Below are 21,214 nucleotides of genomic sequence, written 5' to 3'. Positions count from 1 at the left end.
AACTCCTTGGGATACGGCTTGGACACGATGACATCCTTTCAGCCCAGCTCTGAAAACTAGGCAGATCAGGTGTCACCTATTCGTGCAGCAGACCCGAGGATAGTGCTCAACGGTGCGCTAACCGTAGGCGATATCGACCAGGCCCAAGATGAATTGCAGGCGGGCAGCCGTCCTCTAACAGAGCTGATTCACATGCACGCGTAGTTCAGTAACCGGCTTCTTGTGCGGTCACCCATCATCCAAGCGGCGAATCGGCTGGCGGATACCTTGGGCGCCGTCGCGCATGGCATGAGATTCGGATACGACGGACTGCCCTGCTGGAAAATGCCGACGATTCATGCACAACACCGGCCTGGCTCGCGATTTGAACTCGGGAAGCTCAGTTCGCGCGCAGAGTTCGCGGGAGACGGACACGCTTTGCGTATATCTTTATCAGGCAACGTTACGAACTGGGGGAGCGAGTTTGGCTGAGCAATCTGATCGTGGTCAAGCGCAGCGCAGTGAGGCGAGCAACGACGTCGACCCAGAACTATCGCCCATCGCCCTATTCGCGGTGCCCCTTGCGAAACTCACGCGAAGGCAGCAAGCGCAACGCCGCCAACTATGGCGACAGTCGCCGGAAGCGGAGCGCTCCAAGCGCATCCGACTGTGGTGCTTAGCCGGAGTACCTGTCGCGGCACTCGCAGGCGCGTTCATTTTCGATGTGTTCCTCAGACCTCCCTCGCTCACCTTGGTCGGTCTTCGTACGTTGGAGGCAGCCGCCATAGGGCTACTTGCGTATGTCTATATCGGTGGTTTTGTGGTCATGACCATTGACAGAGCCGGTCGGCAGAATTTCGTAGACCGTCAAATCCTTGGAGCAGCGGAGACCGATCTGCGCAAAGCCGAGGAAGCGGTTATCGAGGGTGATGGGACCGGGACCGACGACTACGGCAATCTTTGGTTGGCGACCCAACGTCGACTGGATTACTACCACCAGATCGCGACAGGTCAGGCACGGCGCAGTTTCGTGAATGCCCAGATAGCCGCAGGTGCGGGATTTTTCGTCATTCTAACGGCCGCAATAGTTGCAGGAACCTCATCATCATCCGTCGCCTCCGTAACTGCTGGTGTCACCGGTATATCGGGCGGTGCGCTCGGCGGATATCTCGGAACGACTTTCGTGCGTATGCAGCAGGACTCGTCAGCGCAACTGCGGGCGTACTTCATGCAGCCTCTTGAGTTCTCGCGACTGCTAACGGCCGAGCGCCTGGCTGAACGCTTGTCAGGCGCGACGAAGGATCAAGCAATACTGGCAATCATCAGCAGTGCGACCAACCCGGAAGCATTGCCTCGCAACGCCTCTGATCATTCGAAAGCAGGACGGCGTAGTAGGTCGTCCAAGCCCTCAGGCCGCACCAGCAACAAAGGCTTGACGGACGCACCGAAACCCGACGCAGTGCCGGAGTAACGCTGAGAGGGGTCCGAGACCGTGAACGCACAAGCGGGCGGATTTGCATGAGCAAGATCCTTGGCCGATCGAACAGCTCGGACCGCCGAGTTGGTCGCGCAACTGCACAAGATCGTAGTAGAGCTCGAGCAGTTGCATCCTGGGCGGAAGTTCCCCTTGGACGGTCACCTGATGGGCTCCCTGAGGAGGCTGCTGCCGAAGCGATGTTCGACCTTGAGCTCACGCCGGCATCAACAGCCGGTCACAACGCGGTGGCCGCCGACGGCCGGACGGTGGAAATCAAAGCCACCTATGGCAATAGAAGTGTCGGTATCCGCGCAACATCAGATGAGCACGCTCAGGCCCTGGTTGTGCTGAAGCGACTCCCTGAAAAGGGTTGTCGCCAGGGTGGCGATGTCCGCAGCGTACGTGCGTGGGTGAAATGGGTCGGATGACTGAGCGTTTCGTTAGGGGTGCGTCGTACCCTCGAGCGGTGACGGTGGGGCGTTTCGCAGGTATCGAGTTGCAGGGTGAGCAACTCAGCAGTGGAGGTGCGTTTCAACTCAGGAGGCCAGCCCGCATCGGAGGGTCGGTCAACGTCGGTGGGTGGACAACATGTGTGGACGCCGAGTCAGCGTTGGTGGTCACATACTGCGATCAGGAACTGTGTATCGAGGATGCGTTTTCCGAAGCGCTTCGACACGCGAATCTGGGGTTGGACTACATGTGCGCCCTGGCAAAGGGCGACGCGGTAATCACCGATCCTTACACCGAATCCCTGACGTGGGCGCGTCGTGCCGACGTCGTCACGATGAGGGCGACGGCCATCCTGCCGATTGCGCCCGAGTTCAGCGCAACCGGGACGGTTCGTGACAAAGACGGCAATGTGGTTCCGCAGGTGGTGCCGCCGCCGCCGACGCTGCACGATGCGATGCGCTTCATGCGGATAGCCCGTGCGTCGAACGCATTGTTCGAGGCGTATCGGAACATGTTTCTTGCCATGGAATCTCTGCTCCACCATCTCTATCCTCAGAGCAAGGGTGGTGAAGGCAAATGGTTCAAAGATGCACTTGCCCAAGCAGATTCGATGGTGCCCGTGTCTACCCTTGTTCCAGACGGCGAACCGGACCCGATTCAGTGGGCGTACGACAATATCTACTGTGACTTTCGTTCAGGGCTGATGCACGCAAAGCGGATGTACCACCTTCCTGGCGACGAGACGCGACGCATCGAGATGGAGGACGCCTTTGAAAGTCTGTGGCGCTATGTCGGTGGCCTTATGGGCAAGGTACTTGGCACGCCGGCGCGCGGCGGTTACCTATCGGAGTACGGATGGAAAAAGATGTGCGAGGCGGTAATTGGTCTTACTCGACCTGTCATCACCAACGATCAGTGTCCTCCGCAGGAGGGACCGTTCGCCCCCGGTGGCGGTGGTGTTATCGAGATGGGGCATGGGACCATCACGTACCCGGAACCGAAGGTAGGGATCGCAGACAGTGCGTGCACGGGAGACGATGTCCGCTCACTCGGAGTCATCACGCGCATCGGAACCGTTGGGGAGAATGACTTGATGGCCTCGTGGTCGGATTTTCCCAAGGGTCTGGAAGTTGGCTGTTCGGTCGCCGAGTTTCAAGTCCGTACTGGCATCCGATATGCGAATGCCAACGGTGTCCGAACACACTTCGCGATGTAGCCACAGCGTGGTTCGTTAGGTTCCCCGAGATGACCCACCACGACCCGACTCCCGCTGAGCAGGAGCGGGCGCCCATGACCGAAGCTGGCTACCGGTGTGCCGTGCAGACCTGCGCCACCGTTGTGCCCGTAGAAATCGACCACATCGAGAGCTACACGATGGTCCGCACGCACGAGCACCAAATCTAAGTCCGCTGTCGCGCTGAGCTGGGGTTTTGCAAGCAAGATTAACAAGCCTCCGCGACACGGCCGAATTTTGTCAAAGTAGCCAGGCGTGTCCTGTCAATCTGCGCTGCATCTCGACAGACGTCGCGGCACCGATCCTGGTGGTCAGTCAGTTCACTCTTTACGGCGACACGGCCAAGGGTCGACGGCCGTCGTGGAATGCTGCGGCACCCGGCCAGGTGGCCGAACCGCTGGTGGACGCATTTTCTGCCGCGCTGCGCGAATTGGGCGCGCAGGTGGCCAGCGGCGTTTTTGGGGCGAATATGCAGGTCGAACTGGTGAACGACGGCCCGGTGACGGTGCTGTTGGAGTTGCAGTAGGCCTGATGCTGCTGTTGCAGTTGTAACGATCCGGTAGTTTCGTCGATATGACCGGTATGGGTAAAGCGACAGTGAAGTTCGGGGCAGTGTGTGGCGCGGCAGCGGTTGTGGCCGCGGGGCTGACAGCTGGTGCTGCGTCCGCCGACCCGGCCGGTCACACCGTCCGGTACACCTTGTCGGTGGGTGGCCCGGCCAGCTTCGATCTGCTGTACCTGGTGAATCAGCCGGCGAGCAAGGCGGCCTACAACGCCGACGCATATTCGTACGTCAAGCGCGAGACGGTCAGCGTTTCGCCGGATGCGCCGTGGGTGTTTGAGACCAAATTGGCCGACCCGCAGTGGGCGATCTTCACTGTCAGCAGCACCACGCACGGCGGACAGGCCGCGCCGAATTCGCACTGCGAGATCGCAATTGACGGCCAGGTGGCCACCCAGCAGGACTCGCCGTACAACGTGCAGTGCCAGCTCAGTCAGTGGTGACTGTCGGCTCGGCCGACAAGGTGACTATCGGCTCGGCCGATTCGGTACTCGGCTGAGCCAACCCGTGAACTCGCCAGGCCCGCTCGCCAGGCCCGCTCGCCAGGGGGCATCGCAGTCTTCGACGGCGGGCTTTTGGCGACAATCAACGAATCTGAAAGCTGAAGTTCAGCACCGCAAATGCGGTTACCAGAATTGCCCACGCGGCCGATGGCACAAGGGTTCCGTAGCGGCGCCTGGCGGTTATGAACGACAGTGCGACGCACACAATCGCCACCAGCGGTGCGCCGTATTCAATCAGCCCGAATACGAACGGTCCGGGGCCTAAGGGGCCGCAGGTGTGCTCTGAGCAGCCGGCGGTACCCAGCACCTGGATGTATTCGAAGGCAACGACGATCAAGGCGCCAGGCACCGTAAGAGCGGCCAACGTCCAGTTCAGGGCTGTCCGCCCTTGATGTCCGGAGCCGTCGTTGCGGACGTCGTCGTGGAACTCCGTTGCTTTCATCGTTCCGACATTCTGGTGGGTATTCGCTTCAGACATAGCGACCCCTCCATTGTCGGCTGATATTTCCGTTCTTGTAATACCCCGGTGTCCGGCACGCCAAACGCGCCTGAAGGGGACGCCGTGGTTCTGGGCCGTACTCGATTTTGGACGGTGTCTAGCCGGCTAATTGATCCACTATGAGCAAATCTGTGCCGATCGGCACGAAAGATCCTGTCCATCATCAGGTCTGCGCTGAGCGTTGGTGGATGCAAATAGCCATGACGCTGCGGGTTCGGAACGGTCGATGTTTGTGATCGACGCCGACGGGGTATGCGGTACAAGGTAGTTCAAATTCATGGAGGACATCATGTGGCGCGGTGTTGGCAGCACGCTCGTATTGGTCTGGTTGGTGATCGGAGTTTTCGCGGCCTGGCAGCGCGACTACTTCCATGGCGGTGACACAAGTTGCGGCACGGCGGGCCGGATCGCCCTGACTGTGGTCGCGGGACCGCTGAACTACGCAGGGGTGAACCCCAAAGTCGTTGATTGTCGCCTGCCGCAACCGAGTTCGATGGCACCGAGTTCAATCTGGTGACCGTGCAGGCTGGACGGATTGAGAGGTAACGATGATTGTGTTGGGAGCCGTGCTGCTCATCCTTGGCCTGTTCTTGAAGGTGTATGCGTTGTGGGTTATCGGTGTTGTCTTGTTGGTCATCGGTGCAGTGATGTGGGTGCTCGGCTCGATCGGCCACACCGTCGGTGGCCGACGACACTGGTACTGAGCCATCAGGCTGGATGGCCTGGACGGCGTTGCCGTTCAGGCCATCTTTGCGGCCGTGTGAGTAATTGAAATTGATTGGTAGCTTGGCTTTTTCACGGGTACAGAGAATATCGCGTTGCGCGAGTATCAGTGCGGGGACGCTTGACCGCCCACGGACGCGGTGTCGTGTTCAGTGCCTGATTCGATCGTCGGATGATCTCGGTCGATGAATACAATCAGTTGCTGGCCGGTAGTTGGGTCCCGTGGAATACGCCTGATGATTGCTGAAATATCTTTATCTGCGTTGGGATTCAGGACAACCATCGCGGACAATTCTGGATGGGCGTGCAGGAAGTTGTGCAGCCCGGAGTTGGTGGGAACCGGGTACCAAGTTACGTCCGAATATTCGCGGCGCCAGCCATCGACCAAGCTGTCCAGCACGTCATAGGGTGTGGCGCCGAGATCATTGTCCTTGATACCCACTGCCAATACCGGACAGTGGTGGTGACGGGCTCGACCTGCCGCGGCGCCGATGACGTCGGAGTTGTCGGTGAAAATGCTGACCGGTGCAATGACGAATCGCGGCTGGAAATCTACAGGTTGCCCGGTATTAGCCGGACGGATGATGGCGACCGAGCAGGTGGAGTCGCTCGCCACCGTGGCCGAGGTTGACCCCAGGAACGCTTCACGGAACCGGCCGATTCCGGTCGATCCCACGCAGATCATCGCTGCGAATCGGGATTCGGCAACCAGGACTCCGGCGGGATCACCTTGTAAGACATCGGTTTTCACCGTCAGTGTAGGAATGTTGGCCGCGACGGTGCGATAGGCCGATGCCAGGGCGGCTTTGCCCTTGTTCAGCTCGACGCGGTACACCTCTGCGGGCATTGGGGTGGCCAGGCTCGACTTGATCACATAGAGCAACCGCAACGGCATCCCGCGACTTGCGGCCTCCTGGGCGCCCCAGAGTGCAGCAGCCTCGGCTGTTTGCGAACCGTCGACTCCGACGATCACGACGTCGGCCTGGTGCTTGTACATGATGTTTTCCTCTCGAGTTGGAGCGGCATTTGGGACCGCCTGCTGTGCGGCGAAGTGGAGCGATGTTTGATGGCCAAGGCGATCAGCGTCTGGGGCCCAGTGGTCGGCAGGTAGCCGATGTCGGTGGGTGAGCGGGGGCATGGTTCAGCTGACCTCGACCACCGCGGCGCCGCAGATGCGTCCGGCGGCAAGCACGCTCGGCGCGTGCCGGGCGTGGTCCCATGGATATCTCGGTGCAGTGACGGGGACCTGATGGCGGCCGGCGAATGAAAGGAACTCTCCCGGGCATCGGCGGGTGTTCAATGTCACCTGCCGCACCTGTCGTTCGGTATCGAGAAAAAGTCGCAGGGTGGTTGACTCCAGAACCCAACGCCACGGTTGGCTGTTGTGAAACGACGGGGCGTTTCGTCATGAGTTGTCCTTCTCGGTGGCGATGAGGTGCACTTTCACGGTGCCCGATTCGGTTCGGTGCTGACAGGGCCAGAAGTCATCTGTGCGCTCTTGGGTGACTTTCGGTGACGATTAGAGGCCGTATGTCAGCAGCGCCGACTCGTCGTTGCCCGAAGGATTTCAGCTGTGAATGTCGCCGTCACGCGCGGCCTCCATGGGGACTTTGGGCGCGATGTGAAGGCGGCGATGGGTGACCCGGATATCATTGGAGATCAATGGATCAGCTTGTCATTGGGGCGGGAAGTCGCCCAGAATTGGTCGAAGAGCTGACCAGTGGTCACACGTGCAAGAGCGTAAGCCGTTCGGACTGCTCGCTGCTGTCCGTTCGATGATCTGAGCGCATCGGCACTGACAGGCAATGTAATTGCATGCCAAGAGAATTCAATAATCACCGAGAAGGTAAACCATGACTCAGACACGGCATGTTTCAACCCATCTCACCCAGCCGAGGACCATGCGGGCCGCGGTGGCTACCGAGTTTGGCGCGCCGCTGCAGCTGCGTGAACTTGAACTGCCCTCGCCGGGTTTGGGTGAGGCTCTTGTCAAATTGGAGTCGTCCGGCATATGTCATACGGATTTGCATGCGGTGCAAGGTGATTGGCCGATCAAGCCCGAGCTGCCGTTTGTTCCCGGCCACGAAGGAATCGGCACCGTCGTCGCACTCGGCGACGGCGTGAACGATCTTGCTGTCGGCGACAAGGTCGGCAATGCATGGCTGTGGTCGGCGTGCGGTCGCTGCGAGTACTGCCGTACAGGTTGGGAGACCCTATGCGAGAGCCAACAAAATGGCGGCTACACCGTCAACGGCAGCTTCGGCACCTACATGCTGGTCAATGCTGACTATGCCGCCCGGATCCCCGATGACGCCGATCCCGTGGAGGTCGCACCCATCCTCTGTGCCGGCGTGACTGTGTACAAGGGCCTCAAAGTCAGCGATGTCCAGCCGGGGCAGTGGATGGCGATATCGGGGATCGGCGGACTCGGACACATTGCTGTTCAATACGCGCGTGCTATGGGCATGCGGGTCGTCGCCATCGATGTCGATGCGCCGAAACTGGCGCTGGCAAAAAGCCTCGGTGCCGAGGTGGCAGTCAACGCGAAGTTTGACGATGCTGTGGAGACGGTCAAAGAGGCTACGGGAGGTGTCCATGGAGTATTGGTCACCGCCGTGCATGCCGAGGCTTTCGGACAGGCGATCGCGCTGGCGCGGCGGGGCGCCACCATTGTGTTCAATGGTCTACCGCCAGGCGATTTCCCTGCGTCGATCTTCGACATCGTGATCAAGGGTCTGACTATTCGTGGTTCGATCGTGGGAACTCGGCAGGACATGGTCGAAGCGCTCGACTTCTATGCCCGTGGATTGATTAAGCCCAGCGTCACCCGCGCCCATCTAGACGAGATCAACGCCATCCTCGCAGAGCTGGCGGAGGGCAAAATCGAGGGCCGGGTGGTCATTGATTACCGGACTCCCTACCTCGCCGACATTGGTGGGTAGCGCTTTTCGTCGTGGGTAGGTGCGGCGGCGACGCCACTGGTGACTTCTTGACTTTTGTATCGAACAAGTGTTCGATATGGATATGCGTTGGGAAGGGCAGGCGGTCACAGCGGGTGACGAGGGTGCGCTTCCGGGGCTGGAACGCATCGGCTTGATTCGCAGTGTTCGGGTGCCGCAGTTCGAAGGCATGACGTTTCACGAGGTGCTGTGCAAATCGGCACTGAACAAGCTGCCTGCGGCTTCGAATCTGCCGTTCCGATTCACCGTCAACGCCTATCGTGGCTGTTCGCACGCCTGTCGGTATTGCTTCGCCCGCCCCACGCATGAATATCTCGACTTCGACTCCGGTCACGACTTCGATCGCCAAGTGGTGGTGAAGACGAACGTCGCAGAAGTGTTGCGGCGTGAGCTTTTTCGGCGCTCTTGGACCCGCGAGTCGGTGGCGTTGGGTACCAACACCGACCCGTATCAACGGGCCGAGGGGCGCTACGCGCTGATGCCGGGAATTATTGCGGCGCTGTCAGATTCGCGCACACCGTTCTCGATTTTGAGCAAGGGCACACTGCTGCGCCGGGACCTGCCGCTGATCGTTGCGGCCGCCGAGGGGGTAGAGGTCAGCGTCGCGGTGTCGTTGGCGGTGCTCGACCCGGATCTGCATCGTGCAGTCGAGCCTGGAACCCCGTCACCGACGGCTCGTCTGGAGCTCATTTCGGCCATCACCCGTGCCGGTCTGGACTGCCACGTCATGGTGGCTCCGGTGCTGCCGCATCTGACGGATTCGGTCGAACATCTCGATGCGTTGCTCGGCAGGATCGCCGCCGCCGGTGCCAGTGGCGTGACGGTGTTCGGGCTGCATCTACGGGGAGCGACGCGGGGCTGGTTCCTGGCGTGGCTGGCATCGGCCTATCCGGATCTGCTGCCCATATACCGTCAATTGTACGGGCGTGGAGCGTATTTGGGTTCCGGCTATCAAGAGGAACTGCGCGGCAGGGTTGCGCCACTAGTTCGTCGTCATGGCTTGAATCGGTCCACGGGCGCGATGGCGCGGTTCCGCAACGAACATGATTCCGTGCGTACCGCCCCGGCGGCAATGGCCGCCGGGGCGGTGCAGCCTGCGTTGTTCTGATTGTGGGTTGTTCGAGCCGGTACCGCAACGTACCGTGGGGCGCATGGGTCTAGCCACGACAGATGAGGTGCGTCTACCGCCGGCATCGCGAGTGCCCGGATTCATTCAGGGTCTCAGGTTCGTCGTGGCGCGCGAACGGACTTTCGCCCGGCTGACCCGGCGACACGGCTCGGCTTTCACTCTGGATCTGCCGACCTTCGGGCCCACTGTTGTGATCAGCGATCCGGTCGCAGTCAAAGAGTTGTTCACCATGAACACCGATCTGATCGGGCGAGCCGGCCAGCTCGGCGACGTGCTGGGGGATGGGTCGATATTCAGCCTGGACGGCAGTGCGCACCGGCAGCGGCGCAAGCTGTTGGTACCGCCATTTCATGGCAAGCGGATGCACGGTTACGAAAGCATCATCGAAGAAGAAGTGTTGCGCGAGACGGCTAACTGGCCGCAGGGACGTGAGTTCGCGGCTATGCCGTCGATGATGCGGATCACGCTCAACGCCATCTTGCGCGCTGTATTCGGCGCCGAAGGCAAGGCGTTGGAGGAACTGCGAGAACTGTTGCCGCTGATGGTATTAGGAGCATCGCGTCTGGTGGTTTTGCCACCGTTGGCGCGCCACGACTTCGGCCCGCTCAGTCCGGGCGGCCGCGCGTTGAAGCTGCGAGATCGCTATAACCAGGTCATCGCCGGGTTGATCGCGCAGGCCCGCGCCGACCCGGAACTGGACCAGCGAGCCGACGTGTTGGCGCTGCTGTTGGCAGCCCGGTACGACGACGGCTCGGCGATCCCGGACGACCACGTCGCCGATGAGCTGCTGACCTTGTTGGCGGCGGGTCACGAGACCACGGCGACGACGTTGGCCTGGGCCATGGAACGCCTCCGGCGCCATCCCGATGTGCTGGCCCGGCTCGGGGCCGAGGTCGACGCCGGTGGGACGGAGCTGACCCAAGCCACGATCTTCGAGGTGCAGCGGACCCGGCCGGTGGTCAACACCATCGCACGGATCAGCCGAGCACGAATCCAGTTGGGACCGTGGGTAATTCCGGAAAACCGCGTCATCGTGGTCAGCATCGGTGCGGCCCATGCAGCAGAAGACAGCTTCCCCGACGCAGCACGCTTCAACCCGGACCGGTTCATCGGCAATCCGCCCGACAACTACACCTGGATACCGTACGGCGGCGGGGTGCGCCGATGTATCGGTGCCGCGTTCGCCAACATGGAGATGACCGTCACGCTGCGAACGCTGTTGCGCGAGTTCGAGTTCGGCACCACCACGGCACCCGGCGAGCGACTGCACTCGCGAGGGATTGCCAGCGCGCCGGCCGACGGCGGCCGGATTGTGGTGTATCGGCGCCACGGTACGGCAACAGTCGCATAGCCGCCCAGACCCCCGAAACCGACGAACGGGCCGCCTTAGTCGAGCAAAGCGGCCCGTTCGCCCATTTGGGCAGGAAAGGGGAGGGAGTCAGTCGCGCTTGCGCTTGACCTGGTTGAACGGCAGTCCACGGTCGGCGGCGAACTCGCGCGGGAACCCCAGGATTCGCTCGCCGATCACGTTGCGGGCGATCTCACAGGTGCCGCCACCCAGCGATGCCTGCTGACGGGACAGATAGCGGGCCGTGATGGGGAACAAGCCATCGTCGCCGTCGACCACACCGGCGCTGCCCGTCAGCGCGAGCACTGTGTCCATTTCGAACTGAATGGCCTCTGCATGCCCCACCCGGATGATCGAACCTGCCGCCGCGGGCAGTGAACCATCCATGGTGCTGTGGTACACGTGCTCGATCAGCTGTTCTTGTACCGCCCGGCGCACCAGTGCCCGACCGGCCATCTCGCGATGCCGTTCGGTGTCGCCGACCTGAGCCAGCAGCGCCGGGTAGTCCACAGGCCGATCGCTGGAACCTTCGGCCCCGATGCCGCTCGCGAACTCCGAGCCGCCGCCCACCGCACGGCGCTCGTGGTGCATCTGCCGGGAGGCCACTGCCCAGCCGTCGTTCACTTCGCCCACCACGGCGTCATCGCCGAGGATCAGGTCGTCGAAGAATTCTTCGCAGAACTCGTCGCTGCCGTCGACCTGACGGATCCGACGCATGGTGATGCCGGGTGAGTTGATAGGCACCAGGAACATGGTCAGGCCCTCGTGCTTGGGCACATCCCAGTTGGTGCGGGCCAGCATCAGGCCGTAGTCGGCGGCGAACGCGCTGGTGCTCCAGGTCTTGGCGCCGTTGATCACCCACTTGCCGTCCTTGCGGTCGGCGCGGGTGATCACCCCGGCCAGGTCCGAACCGCCGTTGGGCTCTGAGAGCAGCTGTACCAGCACCTCGTCGCCGCGGATGGCGGCCGAGATGCGGTCGCGCTTCTGGTCCTCGGAGCCGGTGTCCAGGATGGTTGCGGCGCAGATGGTGAAGGTCGGGGTGTTCAGGATGATCGGCAGCTCGTAGTTGCGCGATACCTCGTCGAACGCCTTCTGGTATTCGATGGGCAGGCCCAGCCCGCCGTACTCGCGGGGAAAGCAGATCCCGGCGAACCCGCCGGCGTGGAGCTTCTTCTGCAGCTCTCGCGCGCGCAGCCACGGCTCCTCGGCACCGCGATCGACCTCCGGCGGGTTGGCCGGATCGATGGGCGGCATGTTCTCGGCCAGCCAGGCGTCGGCCCGAGCTGCGAACTCTGCGACGGTCTCGGTCATGATGCGGCCTTGTCTGCTTCGGCGGCGTAGACCGCGAGATTGTGATCTTCCGGAGTGCCGAACAGCGAGCGGTTCAGCGCCGCACGTCGCAGATACAGGTGCAGGTCGTGCTCCCAAGTGACACCGATACCGCCGTGCAGTTGCACGCAGCGTTGGATCATGTCTGAAGCATGTTCGCCGACATAGGATTTGGCGATGCTGGCCTTGACGGCAGCGTCGAGGGAGTCCTCGGCCACAGCCTTGGCCGCGGCATAGGTGGTGGCGCGGCAGGTTTCGTACTCGATCTTCAGGTCCGCGAACTGGTGCTTGAGCGCCTGGTAGGACGCCAGCGGCCGGCCGAACGAATGCCGGTCGAACGCCCATTGGATGGTGAAATCCAGTACTGCACCCAGGATTCCGACGGTCTCGGTGCACTGCAGGAGCTGGGCGATCTGGGCCTGCCGGGAGATCAGCCGGGAGGCCTGCTCGGCAGTTCCAACCGCGGCGTCCGAACCGACCTGAACGCCATCGAAAGTGACTCGGGCGTAACGCTTTACCATGTCGATCGACTGCTGGGCCTCGATGGTCACACCTGCTGCATCGGTGGGCACCAAGAATTGCCGTACGGCATCGCCGCAGCGGGCGGCCACCAGCAGCACGCCTGACTCGGCTCCGGCCTCGACCCGGTCCTTGACTCCGTCGAGCTGGAAGCCGTCCGCGGTTTCGGTCGCGATCAGGCCGGGTTCAGTTGGCGCCCAACCGTTACCGGGTTCGTATACCGCCCAGGAAGCGATTGTCTCACCTGATACCAGCGCCTCGATGGTCGTCTCGTGGCCCTCCGGCGCCTCGACGAGTCCGGCGAGCACCACGCTGACCGGATGCAGTGGACCGGGAGCGACGGTGCGCCCGGCCTGCTCGGACAGCAGCGCCAGGTCGGCGACGCCGTTACCGGAGACACTGCCGCCGCCGAGGTCTTCGGGAACAAGCAGGCTGGCCCAGCCGAGTTCGGCGGCGCGCTGCCACCAGTCGGCGTCAAAGGCGATGCCTGCGGCGTGCAGCTCACGCACCCGGGTCATCGGCACTTCCTTGTCCAGGAATGCCTGCGCGGTGGACGTGAACAGCAGTTGTTCGGGATTGTCGGTCATAAAGTCAGTTCAGCCTCGGGTCAGACCAGCTCGAGTGCCGGCACATCGGGGTTATGGCAGGGCGCGTTCTCGACCTTGAACAGGTCAACCATGTTGCCGCCCATGACCTTTCGGACGCCTTCGGCGTCCAGGCCCTGAGCCTCCAGGTCGGCAACCAGGTTGATCGGGTCGGCCAGGCCCTCTGGGTGCGGCCAGTCCGAACCGAAGATGATCCGGTCGATACCGCACAGGTCCGCCATCTTGTTGAAGTCGTCCTCCCAGAACGGTGCGACGTAGACGGCGCGCCGGAAGGCCGCAATCGGGTCCTCGGGGAACTCCTGCGGCATCTTCGAGTAGACGTCCTTGAATTGGTAGAACAGGTACGGCACCCAGGACGCGCCGTTCTCCACCGACAGGATGCGCAGATCCGGATTGCGGGTCAGAGCACCGTGACAGACCAGCGCCGCCATGGTGTCCTCGATGGGACGCTTGCCCATGGCCACCATCCGGAACGACGTCGGCTTGAACGGCAGGAACTCTTCGGCCGGCTCCCAGTCGTTGAGGTACTGCGCGTAGCCGCTGTCTGACGCGTGCATCGACACCGGGATGCCGGCCTTGACGCAGGCCTGCCAGAACGGGTCGAACTCGGGCAGGCCGAACGAGCGGCTGCCGCGGAAACCGGGCACCGGGGCCGGGCGGACCAGTACCGTCTTGGCGCCGCGCTCCAGGCACCACTCCAATTCCTCGATGGCGCGATCAACGATGCCAAGGTTGATCACCGGGGTGGAGAAGATGCGATTCTCGTAGTTGAACTGCCAGGTCTCGTACATCCACTGGTTCAGCGCGTGCACGATGTCCAGAATCAGCTCAGGGTCGTCCTTGAGCCGCTCCTCGACCAGGCTGGCCAGGGTCGGGAACATCAGGGTGTAGTCCAGCCCCAGGCTGTCCAGAACCTCGAGGCGCGCCTGCGGATTGCGGAATGCCGGGATGGCCTTCATCGGCTTGCCCATGATCTCGCGGTAGCTCTTGCCGCCGCTGCCGTGCTTGAAGTACTCCTCCTGCGCGCCGGGGCGTGCGACGACCTCGAAGGTCGGGTTGGGGATGTAGTCGCTGATGTGGTTACGCACCATGATCTTGGTGCGGCCGTGCACGTCGATGTAGTCGATGACGCCCTTGCGGTGGTCCGGCAAGAACTGGGTCAGCGCCTCTTTGGGTTCGTAGAAGTGGTTGTCGGCGTCGAACACCGGGTAGGAAAGGTTGCGTGAAGGCATGTCCGCTCCTGAGAGTCGCATTATTCGGCAGCGGTAATGACATTACCATTTTTTGCGCATGACGGAAAACGGGGTTGCTTCCAGGGCGGGTTAGTGTTGTCTTCGCGGCGCTGTGTAGTCGCTACTTGGTCAAGGTGCGCAGGCAGAACGTGTAGATGTGGTTGCTGTCGACCGGGGTTCCGTTGAGTTCCGCACCGAGCACCCGCAGCCGCATCGCGCCCAGCACGGTCTGCATGATCAGCGCTGCGGTGACGTCCACCTGAAGCGCGGAATCGAATGTGGCGCTATTGATTCCGCGTTGAATGATGTCGCAGATCAGGGTGTGCAAGGGGGCCAGCACCCGGGCATAGTCGCTGGGCATGGACTCGGCCAGGTGATCGTTGTAGAACGTCAGGCCGCGGTTGATGCCTTCCTGGGTGCTGGACTCGGCCGGCGCGCAGATTCGGTCCACCAGGACGTGCAGTGCCGCGGCGGCGCCCAGGCCATCGGTCTCGGCACGCCAGCCTTTGGTCGACTCGGTCATGATCGTGTCCACCAGAGCCAGCAGCAGCTCGTCTTTGGTGGAAAAGTGCTGGTAAAACGACCGCAACGAGGTCTTGGAGCGTTCCACCACTTCCAGCACGGTGAAGTCGGTGCGACCGGTCTCGCCCAGGATTTCCAGAGCCGAGCGCATGAACCTGCTCGCCCGCGACTCGGTGTCGGCGGCGCTGGCTGCGATCGGCTTCGGCATGGAGAATGAGATTACCGTTTTTGTAGAGCGTTGGCGAAGTTAAGGCTAATGTGACGCAGCGATGGCTGAATGGTTTGTATTCCTGCCTCAGGTGAGGATGGAGATCGACGATATCGTCGAGCGGGCGCGGGTGGCCGACGCCACGGGCTTTGACGGCATCGCCTTCATCGATCATCTGGAGCCGCCCGGTGCCACCCACCAAAGCATCTGGGAGGCAATGACCATCGCGACGCTGGTGGCTGCGCGCACCGAACGTCTGCGGATCGGCCATCTGGTGCTGTGCGACGCCTTCCGGCATCCGGCCGTCCTGGCCAAGCAGGCGGTGACCCTCGATGCGATCTCCGGCGGTCGGTTCGATCTGGGTCTGGGTTGGGGCTCCTGGCCTGCGGAGTTCGAGCGTTTCGGGTTGCCCGACGGCGACAACGCGCCGGCTCGGGTGGCTCGTATGGATCAGACCCTCGGCCTGCTGCACCAGTACTGGGGGCTCACCAACGGCGGCGAGATTCAGGAGCCACGGCCGTCGCACAAGATCCCGTTGGTCATCGGCGGCACCGGTCCCAAGACCATGGGACTGGTGCGGCGTTATGCCGACTGGTGGAATGTGCCGTCGCATCAACTCGACCGGTTGCCCACGCTGCTTCCAACGGTCGGCGACGTCGGCGTGTCGGTGCAGCTGATGGTCGGGTTCGTCGGTGCCGGTTCGGACCGCGACAGTGTCGTCGCGACAAGCACCCGGCGCTTCGGGCATCTGGGCAGTGGCTTGGTGTGCGGGGACGCCGCCGAACTGCGCGAGCACTTCGCCGGCCTGGCGGCCCAAGGGGTGAAGCGGTTCTATGTATGGTTCGCCGACTTCGCCGCACCATCGACGCTGACCGAGTTCGCCGACACCGTGATCAGAGAATCCAGATAAGTGACCAGTAGTAACCAGTAAGGAAAAGCCTGTAATGACAACAGAATCCGTGTCGACGCCGTGGACGCTGCAGATGCTGCTCGACCTGTTCGATGCACAGCCCGACGGCGAGAACCGCTACACGGTGCCCAGCGGGTTGGCCGGTGCCGACGAGCGTCAGGTGGTTGAGGGCACCCAGGTGCTGGCGGCCGCGATTGTGGCCGCTGCCAAACGTTTTCCGGAGAAGTCGATCCGCTCTGCGCACGCGGTGTTCGCCCGCGCCGTTATGGTCGGGCCGCCGGTCGAGCTGGAACTCGACGTGGTCAGCGAGGGCCGCAGCACCGCCAGCGCCGTAATCACCGCCAGCCAGGGTGGCAAGCGGTGCATCACGGTCACCGTGTTGGCTGACGTGCCCTCCGGTGACGTGATCCGCCACCACGTGCCCAAGCCCGACGTAGCCGGCCCTGACGAGTCGAACGTCTCCGAGATGCCGATGACGGGCCGTCAGCTGCGACTGGTAGACGTGGTCGACGTCAACAGCCCCGATGAGGTCGGCCCACCCGAGTTGTACGCCTGGCTGCACTACGACCCGGTCCCGCAGCGGGAGGACCTGGCCAAGGCTCTGGTCGCGTATTTCACCGGCCACCTTGGCATTTCGACCACCATGCGGGCACATGAGGGCATCGGTACCGCGCAGGCACATCTGACGGTCTCGACTGCGCCCATGACCGTCACCGTCAGCTTCCACGAGCCGGTCAAGTGGAATGGCTGGCTGCTCTACAGCCACGAGAGCACCCAGGTGGGTGCCGGCATGTCCTACGTGCGCGGCACCGTGCACACCGAGCAGGGCGAGCTGATCGCCTCGTTCAGCCAGGACGGGCTGATCCGTCCGTTGCGGACGACCGACACCGGTATCGCAGAGCACTCCCGCTTGTAGCGGGATTTCGACGCGCTCCGTATCGCTGTCCGATACGGAGCGCGCCGAAGTCGCTCTAGATCTTCAGGTAGCCCTTGTCGGCGGGGATCTGGGCCGCGGTGACCAGCGACGACGCGTCGCCGGCCAGCCACACCACGATGTCGGAGATGGTGTCCGGCTTGATCAATGAATCAGTCGGCAGCGCTCCCGGGGAGAAGCTGTGGATGTAGTTGGGGTGGTCCTGCAGAATCTTGTACATCGACAGGTCGTTGCCCATCGGGGTGTCGGTGCCGTACGGGTGGATCGAGTTGACGCGAATTCCGTACTCGCCCAACTCAATTGCCAGTGAATTGACCATCCCGACCACGCCGAACTTGGTGGCGCAGTAGTGCCCGCAGCCTGGCACCGCCTTGATGCCTGCCGCAGAGCTGGTGGCGATGATCGACCCGCCGTTACCCGCGGAGATCATCGGTGGGACGACGGCCCGGATGGTATTCCAGAACCCGGTCAGGTTGATGTCGAGGGTGTCCTGCCACTGCTGCTGGGAGATCTCCCAGACCCGGCCCCAGTTGAGCACACCGGCGTTCGCGACCACGATGTCCAGTCGGCCGAATTGCTCTATGGCCTCGGCCACCATCCGCTGCTGGCCCTGGGCGTCGCGGACGTCGACTTCCTTGGCGTAGATCTTGCGCCCTTCGCTCTCAACCAGATTCACCGTTTCAGCCAGGTCCGCCGGCGTTGCAGGCTCGTAGCCGTTGGCCGGGGTCACCGGGCCGCAGGCGTCGATGGCGACGACGTCGGCACCGGCCCGCGCCAACCGCACACAGTGGGAGCGACCCTGTCCGCGGGCTGCGCCCGTGACGTAGGCGACTTTGCCGGCGAGGGGTTGTTCGGTCATGCGCTGAGCTCCTCTTTGATGGGTGCGGCCTGGACGGTGCTGAAGTCGTAATCGGTTAACGGCGAACTCCGCGCGAAGATCCTTGAGCCGGTGATGGTTTGCGGACGGTAGTAAGGGGTGCCTTGCTGCGAGTTGACGAAATAGGTGTTCAGGCCCGGATTGCAGTCGGTGTAGTAAGTACTGGCGGTACGGCCGCGACGGTCGATCAGCGCATTCCAGCGGTTGAACGCATCTTGGCTGACCGCGACGACCGGGGTGGCGGCACGGCGTCGCGCCTGTTCGATCATCCGGATCGCGTGTGCGGCAGTGGTCTCCACGTAGTCCATCCAGGCAAACCCGACGAATCCGAGCGGGCCGACGATCTCCCAGCGGTTGGGCAGGCGTGGGTGCGCGGTGCCGGCATAGCTGTGCATGCCGTGTGCCCGGTAATACTCGGCGAGGTCGAATCCGCCTGTGCCCAAGACGGTTCCGGGCCGGTAGGTCTCCGGATCGGTCCACAGCTCATATCCGGTGGCGGTGACCAGCAGGTCGACCGGTCGGTCCACGCCATCGACGGTACGTACCCCCCTGCGGGTGATGCGCTCGATCGGGGTGGTGATCAGATGCGTGTCCGGGTGATTCAGCGCGGGCAGGAAGTCGCTGGAGATGACCGGTCGCTTCGCCATGATGCCGTAGCGGGGCAGCAGCGCCTTGCGGGTGGCCGGATCGTTGACGGTGTAGCGCAACAGCAGTCGGTAGAGATTACGGCTGTTCCCGTCATAGAGCGGGATGAGGCGGGTCAGGATGCGGCGGGGGAGTCGGGAGAACACGTGGATGATCGGGGCTACCATGGTGGCGTCCATGAGCAGGCGTCCGAATACGTTGACCGCGCCCACGACGCCGGGGAACTTGAGTGCGCGCTGCATCCACTCCGGGATGTCGAAGTCGGGTTTGGGCAGTACCCAGGCCGGAGTGCGTTGGTACACATCGAGATTGGCTGCCACTCCGGACAGTGCGCCGGTGATCTGCACGCCGCTGGAACCGGTGCCGATGATCGCGACTCGTTTGCCCCGGACGTCGTAGTGGTCGTCCCAGGCGTTGGGCCGCAGAATGGTGCCTTCGAAGTCCTCGATGCCCTCGATGTCGATATCGTTCTTGGCATTGACGTAGCCGCCGACCGAGCTGATCAGGAACCGCGCGGTCAACTCCGGCTGATCACGAATGGTCAGTCGCCAGAACCCGGCGTCGGAGTCCCACTTCTGGCGCAGCACTTCGGAATTGGTGCGCAGGTGCTGGTACAGGTTCAACTTGGCGGCGGTGTCACGCAGATAGGCGTAGATCTCCGGGCCCGGCGCGAAGAACCGGCTCCAATTCGGGTTCGGGGCGAACGACAGCTGATACCACAGCGAAGGAATGTCCACCGCCAGGCCGGGGTAGTGGTTGTCCCGCCAGGTGCCGCCGAAGTCGTCACCGCGGTCGACGATCACAAAGTCGTCAATACCCTTCTGGTGCAACAGGTGCGCGGTGGCGATGCCGCCTGGCCCTGCGCCGATAATGACGACCTCGTGGTCGGGTTTGGTCATGGTGCCTCTCCGTTGAGTCCTGTGACGATGTGGTCGGTGACGAAGCGCCGGACGGCGCGTGGGCTGTCGAGGTTGACCCCGATGGGTGGGAGAACCTCGAAACTCAGCAGTATTCGGACAATCCATTCGCCGGCGCGGGCGGGATCGATAGCGGCGCTGATCTCGCCGTCGCGCTGCGCGGCCTTGACCCGCGGCTTCCACAGGTCGACCGCACGGCGCATCAAGTCCTCACCGATGTTGCGCAGCAGCAGTACGACGATGGATTCGTTGATGCTGTTCTGCGGCACCGAAGGAGAACTCTGCCGGTGTGCACAGATCAGCACTGCGGCGGCCGCGACCTGCTCGGCCAGGGTGTCCTGTTTGTCCACCTCGGCGGCCATCGCAGCGACGAATGCCGATGCCAGATGATCCAGCGCGACGGTGATCGCGTTCTCGCGGCTACCCAACGCGTTGTAGACAGTCCCGCGGGACACTCCGGCGGCTTCGGCAACGGCGGTCAGGCTGAATTGCCTTGGGCCCAGTCGTCGTAGCGTCTTGGCGGTGGCGTCCAGCAGGGCTGGAGAAACCGCGCGCGGCGGTATCGGCGAGCCAGGCATTTGAACAGATTAACGATATCTGTTCAATTCGGTCAATAGCCTGGGTGCTGCGAAAGCGGCCGTGGCCACCGGCCAGCTAGACCGGTTGGGCAGCGGGGAACGTCCACGTGCCATCGAGGATGGACTGCTGCGGCCGGTACATACGCACCGTGTAGTTCCAACCCGGTGTGATCGGCAGGCAGTTGGCAACCTCCGGCGTGCAGCCACCGAACTGGATGGTCACTGCACCGTCGGGACCTTTGGCAGCGGTCAGGTTGTTGAACGAGTACGCGTTCTGCGGGTTTGGCGTGAAATAGCCATCCTTGTTGTACACGGTGACCGACCAAAATCCGTCCACCGGAACATCTTTGGCCGTCAGTCTGTATACCGTGTTGCCGTCGTTCTTCGGTGGGTTGACCATGAGGTAGGTCGCGTCCTTCGGCCGGTTGCCGCCCCACGCGGAGGCCGAGCCGATCAGATGCCGCACCGGGTCCACATCAGCCGGGCCCGCGCCGAACATGCCCTTGGTGTCAGGCGGAAGCGCCGAGGCCAGCACCCGCAACGCATCCCGGACCTTGGTCTGGCTCGCCTGGTCCCAACGGGGCACCTCGAAAGTGCCGGGGTGATCCTGCTTGACGGTGATGGCATCCTGCAGCGCGTGCACCTTGCCCAGGTCGGCTGGATCACTCGGGTTGACCAGGGTTCGCACCGCGGCGATGACGTAGCGGGTGCCGATGGTCTTCTGGTCCAAGGTGTGATCGCCCTTGCCGTAGAACACATTCGGGTTGTAGTGGTCCTCGGTGATGATCTGCAGTGACTGGAACCGGTCACCGGGGTCGGGCATCGAGATGGTGACCGGACCGGCCTGCAGGTCGAAGACCGCAGCCGAGTACAACGTGTCGCGGTTCTGCCGCACCACCACCTGGTGATTCATCGGAGAGAGCTCACGGGTGTGGTAAAACTTGCCAAATCCGCCGTCGCGCACGACTCTCCCCAGGTACAGGTCACTTTCGGCCCGCACGAAGTTGTCCGACGACACCGATATGGACCCATCCGGCGTGGTGCGCTGCGGCTCGGAAACGGCCGTGCCGGCCG

At 62.7% G+C, this 21,214-nt stretch carries 22 protein-coding genes and 1 pseudogene; 12 read left to right on the top strand and 11 right to left on the bottom strand.

What is annotated here, in order from left to right; all coding sequences use genetic code 11:
• Positions 1 to 463 precede the first annotated feature (463 nt).
• The 5 genes and pseudogenes from M2432_RS23060 (at position 464) to M2432_RS23040 (ending at position 4,145) form a co-directional block, all read left to right on the top strand.
• Entirely contained in the window at positions 464 to 1,450 is a 987-nt protein-coding gene (locus M2432_RS23060; RefSeq protein WP_280829163.1) for a hypothetical protein, read from the top strand.
• A gap of 472 nt (positions 1,451 to 1,922) precedes the next feature.
• Positions 1,923 to 3,122 carry a hypothetical protein gene (locus M2432_RS23055; RefSeq protein ID WP_280829162.1) on the top strand — a complete coding sequence of 400 codons (1,200 nt, stop codon included), beginning with the start codon at positions 1,923 to 1,925 and terminating at the stop codon, positions 3,120 to 3,122.
• A gap of 29 nt (positions 3,123 to 3,151) precedes the next feature.
• Positions 3,152 to 3,310 (top strand): hypothetical protein, encoded by a 159-nt coding sequence (locus M2432_RS23050; RefSeq protein ID WP_280829161.1) that lies wholly within the window; start codon positions 3,152 to 3,154, stop codon positions 3,308 to 3,310.
• A gap of 116 nt (positions 3,311 to 3,426) precedes the next feature.
• Positions 3,427 to 3,666: pseudogene (locus M2432_RS23045) on the top strand (D-aminoacyl-tRNA deacylase); the annotation flags it as partial.
• Positions 3,667 to 3,713: 47 nt separating this feature from the next.
• On the top strand, positions 3,714 to 4,145 hold the full coding sequence (locus tag M2432_RS23040; RefSeq protein ID WP_280829160.1) for a hypothetical protein: 432 nt from the start codon (positions 3,714 to 3,716) through the stop codon (positions 4,143 to 4,145).
• 142 nt (positions 4,146 to 4,287) lie between these two features.
• Here M2432_RS23040 and M2432_RS23035 read toward each other — a convergent pair whose 3' ends face one another.
• Positions 4,288 to 4,683, bottom strand: coding sequence for a hypothetical protein (locus M2432_RS23035; RefSeq protein WP_280829159.1), 396 nt, complete (start codon positions 4,681 to 4,683; stop codon positions 4,288 to 4,290).
• Positions 4,684 to 4,981: 298 nt separating this feature from the next.
• On the opposite strand from M2432_RS23035, the gene M2432_RS23030 reads away from it, so the two are divergent.
• Both M2432_RS23030 and M2432_RS23025 read left to right on the top strand, forming a co-directional pair.
• Entirely contained in the window at positions 4,982 to 5,221 is a 240-nt protein-coding gene (locus M2432_RS23030) for a hypothetical protein (RefSeq protein WP_280829158.1), read from the top strand.
• Positions 5,222 to 5,252: 31 nt separating this feature from the next.
• Positions 5,253 to 5,408 carry a DUF6131 family protein gene (locus M2432_RS23025; RefSeq protein WP_280829157.1) on the top strand — a complete coding sequence of 52 codons (156 nt, stop codon included), beginning with the start codon at positions 5,253 to 5,255 and terminating at the stop codon, positions 5,406 to 5,408.
• A gap of 125 nt (positions 5,409 to 5,533) precedes the next feature.
• On the opposite strand, the gene M2432_RS23020 is transcribed toward M2432_RS23025, so the two are convergent.
• Both M2432_RS23020 and M2432_RS23015 read right to left on the bottom strand, forming a co-directional pair.
• On the bottom strand, positions 5,534 to 6,424 hold the full coding sequence (locus M2432_RS23020) for a universal stress protein (protein WP_280829156.1): 891 nt from the start codon (positions 6,422 to 6,424) through the stop codon (positions 5,534 to 5,536).
• Positions 6,425 to 6,568: 144 nt separating this feature from the next.
• The gene (locus M2432_RS23015) at positions 6,569 to 6,733 is read right to left on the bottom strand and encodes a hypothetical protein (RefSeq protein WP_280829155.1); all 165 of its coding nucleotides are present in this window, start codon (positions 6,731 to 6,733) and stop codon (positions 6,569 to 6,571) included.
• A 547-nt stretch (positions 6,734 to 7,280) separates the two neighbouring features.
• Here M2432_RS23015 and adhP point away from each other — a divergent pair.
• The 3 genes from adhP (at position 7,281) to M2432_RS23000 (ending at position 10,867) form a co-directional block, all read left to right on the top strand.
• On the top strand, positions 7,281 to 8,369 hold the full coding sequence (adhP, locus tag M2432_RS23010) for an alcohol dehydrogenase AdhP (RefSeq protein WP_280829154.1): 1,089 nt from the start codon (positions 7,281 to 7,283) through the stop codon (positions 8,367 to 8,369).
• A gap of 82 nt (positions 8,370 to 8,451) precedes the next feature.
• Positions 8,452 to 9,495, top strand: coding sequence for an Rv2578c family radical SAM protein (locus M2432_RS23005; protein ID WP_280829153.1), 1,044 nt, complete (start codon positions 8,452 to 8,454; stop codon positions 9,493 to 9,495).
• A gap of 43 nt (positions 9,496 to 9,538) precedes the next feature.
• The gene (locus M2432_RS23000; RefSeq protein WP_280829152.1) at positions 9,539 to 10,867 is read left to right on the top strand and encodes a cytochrome P450; all 1,329 of its coding nucleotides are present in this window, start codon (positions 9,539 to 9,541) and stop codon (positions 10,865 to 10,867) included.
• Between the two features lie 87 nt (positions 10,868 to 10,954).
• On the opposite strand, the gene M2432_RS22995 is transcribed toward M2432_RS23000, so the two are convergent.
• The 4 genes from M2432_RS22995 to M2432_RS22980 form a co-directional block, all read right to left on the bottom strand.
• Positions 10,955 to 12,175 carry an acyl-CoA dehydrogenase family protein gene (locus M2432_RS22995; RefSeq protein ID WP_280829151.1) on the bottom strand — a complete coding sequence of 407 codons (1,221 nt, stop codon included), beginning with the start codon at positions 12,173 to 12,175 and terminating at the stop codon, positions 10,955 to 10,957.
• Positions 12,172 to 13,299 carry an acyl-CoA dehydrogenase family protein gene (locus M2432_RS22990; protein ID WP_280829150.1) on the bottom strand — a complete coding sequence of 376 codons (1,128 nt, stop codon included), beginning with the start codon at positions 13,297 to 13,299 and terminating at the stop codon, positions 12,172 to 12,174. Before M2432_RS22990 ends, M2432_RS22995 begins: the two co-directional genes overlap by 4 nt.
• A gap of 20 nt (positions 13,300 to 13,319) precedes the next feature.
• Complete coding sequence (locus M2432_RS22985) at positions 13,320 to 14,549, bottom strand: amidohydrolase family protein (RefSeq protein ID WP_280829149.1); 1,230 nt, start codon at positions 14,547 to 14,549, stop codon at positions 13,320 to 13,322.
• Between the two features lie 121 nt (positions 14,550 to 14,670).
• Positions 14,671 to 15,279 carry a TetR/AcrR family transcriptional regulator gene (locus tag M2432_RS22980; RefSeq protein ID WP_280829148.1) on the bottom strand — a complete coding sequence of 203 codons (609 nt, stop codon included), beginning with the start codon at positions 15,277 to 15,279 and terminating at the stop codon, positions 14,671 to 14,673.
• 61 nt (positions 15,280 to 15,340) lie between these two features.
• Between M2432_RS22980 and M2432_RS22975 the strand changes: the two genes are divergently transcribed.
• Together M2432_RS22975 and M2432_RS22970 are read left to right on the top strand one after the other, a co-directional pair.
• Positions 15,341 to 16,189, top strand: coding sequence for an LLM class flavin-dependent oxidoreductase (locus M2432_RS22975; RefSeq protein ID WP_280829147.1), 849 nt, complete (start codon positions 15,341 to 15,343; stop codon positions 16,187 to 16,189).
• A gap of 34 nt (positions 16,190 to 16,223) precedes the next feature.
• Positions 16,224 to 17,105, top strand: coding sequence for an acyl-CoA thioesterase domain-containing protein (locus tag M2432_RS22970; RefSeq protein ID WP_280829146.1), 882 nt, complete (start codon positions 16,224 to 16,226; stop codon positions 17,103 to 17,105).
• Positions 17,106 to 17,160: 55 nt separating this feature from the next.
• On the opposite strand, the gene M2432_RS22965 is transcribed toward M2432_RS22970, so the two are convergent.
• From M2432_RS22965 to M2432_RS22950, 4 genes are all read right to left on the bottom strand, one after another.
• Positions 17,161 to 17,982 carry a mycofactocin-coupled SDR family oxidoreductase gene (locus tag M2432_RS22965; RefSeq protein ID WP_280829145.1) on the bottom strand — a complete coding sequence of 274 codons (822 nt, stop codon included), beginning with the start codon at positions 17,980 to 17,982 and terminating at the stop codon, positions 17,161 to 17,163.
• Positions 17,979 to 19,544: an NAD(P)/FAD-dependent oxidoreductase gene (locus tag M2432_RS22960; protein WP_280829144.1), complete on the bottom strand. Its 1,566-nt coding sequence runs from the start codon at positions 19,542 to 19,544 to the stop codon at positions 17,979 to 17,981. The genes M2432_RS22965 and M2432_RS22960 overlap by 4 nt, the downstream gene beginning before the upstream one ends.
• On the bottom strand, positions 19,541 to 20,140 hold the full coding sequence (locus M2432_RS22955) for a TetR/AcrR family transcriptional regulator (RefSeq protein ID WP_280829143.1): 600 nt from the start codon (positions 20,138 to 20,140) through the stop codon (positions 19,541 to 19,543). Before M2432_RS22955 ends, M2432_RS22960 begins: the two co-directional genes overlap by 4 nt.
• 76 nt (positions 20,141 to 20,216) lie before the next feature.
• Positions 20,217 to 21,158, bottom strand: coding sequence for a DUF1254 domain-containing protein (locus tag M2432_RS22950; protein WP_348536332.1), 942 nt, complete (start codon positions 21,156 to 21,158; stop codon positions 20,217 to 20,219).
• Positions 21,159 to 21,214: the final 56 nt, after the last annotated feature.

The organism is Mycobacterium sp. OTB74 (assembly GCF_029892685.1).
In the GTDB taxonomy this organism is placed as follows: Bacteria; Actinomycetota; Actinomycetes; order Mycobacteriales; family Mycobacteriaceae; genus Mycobacterium.
The sequence above is the reverse complement of the archived record's forward strand: the minus strand, read 5'-3'. Positions and strand labels throughout refer to the sequence as shown.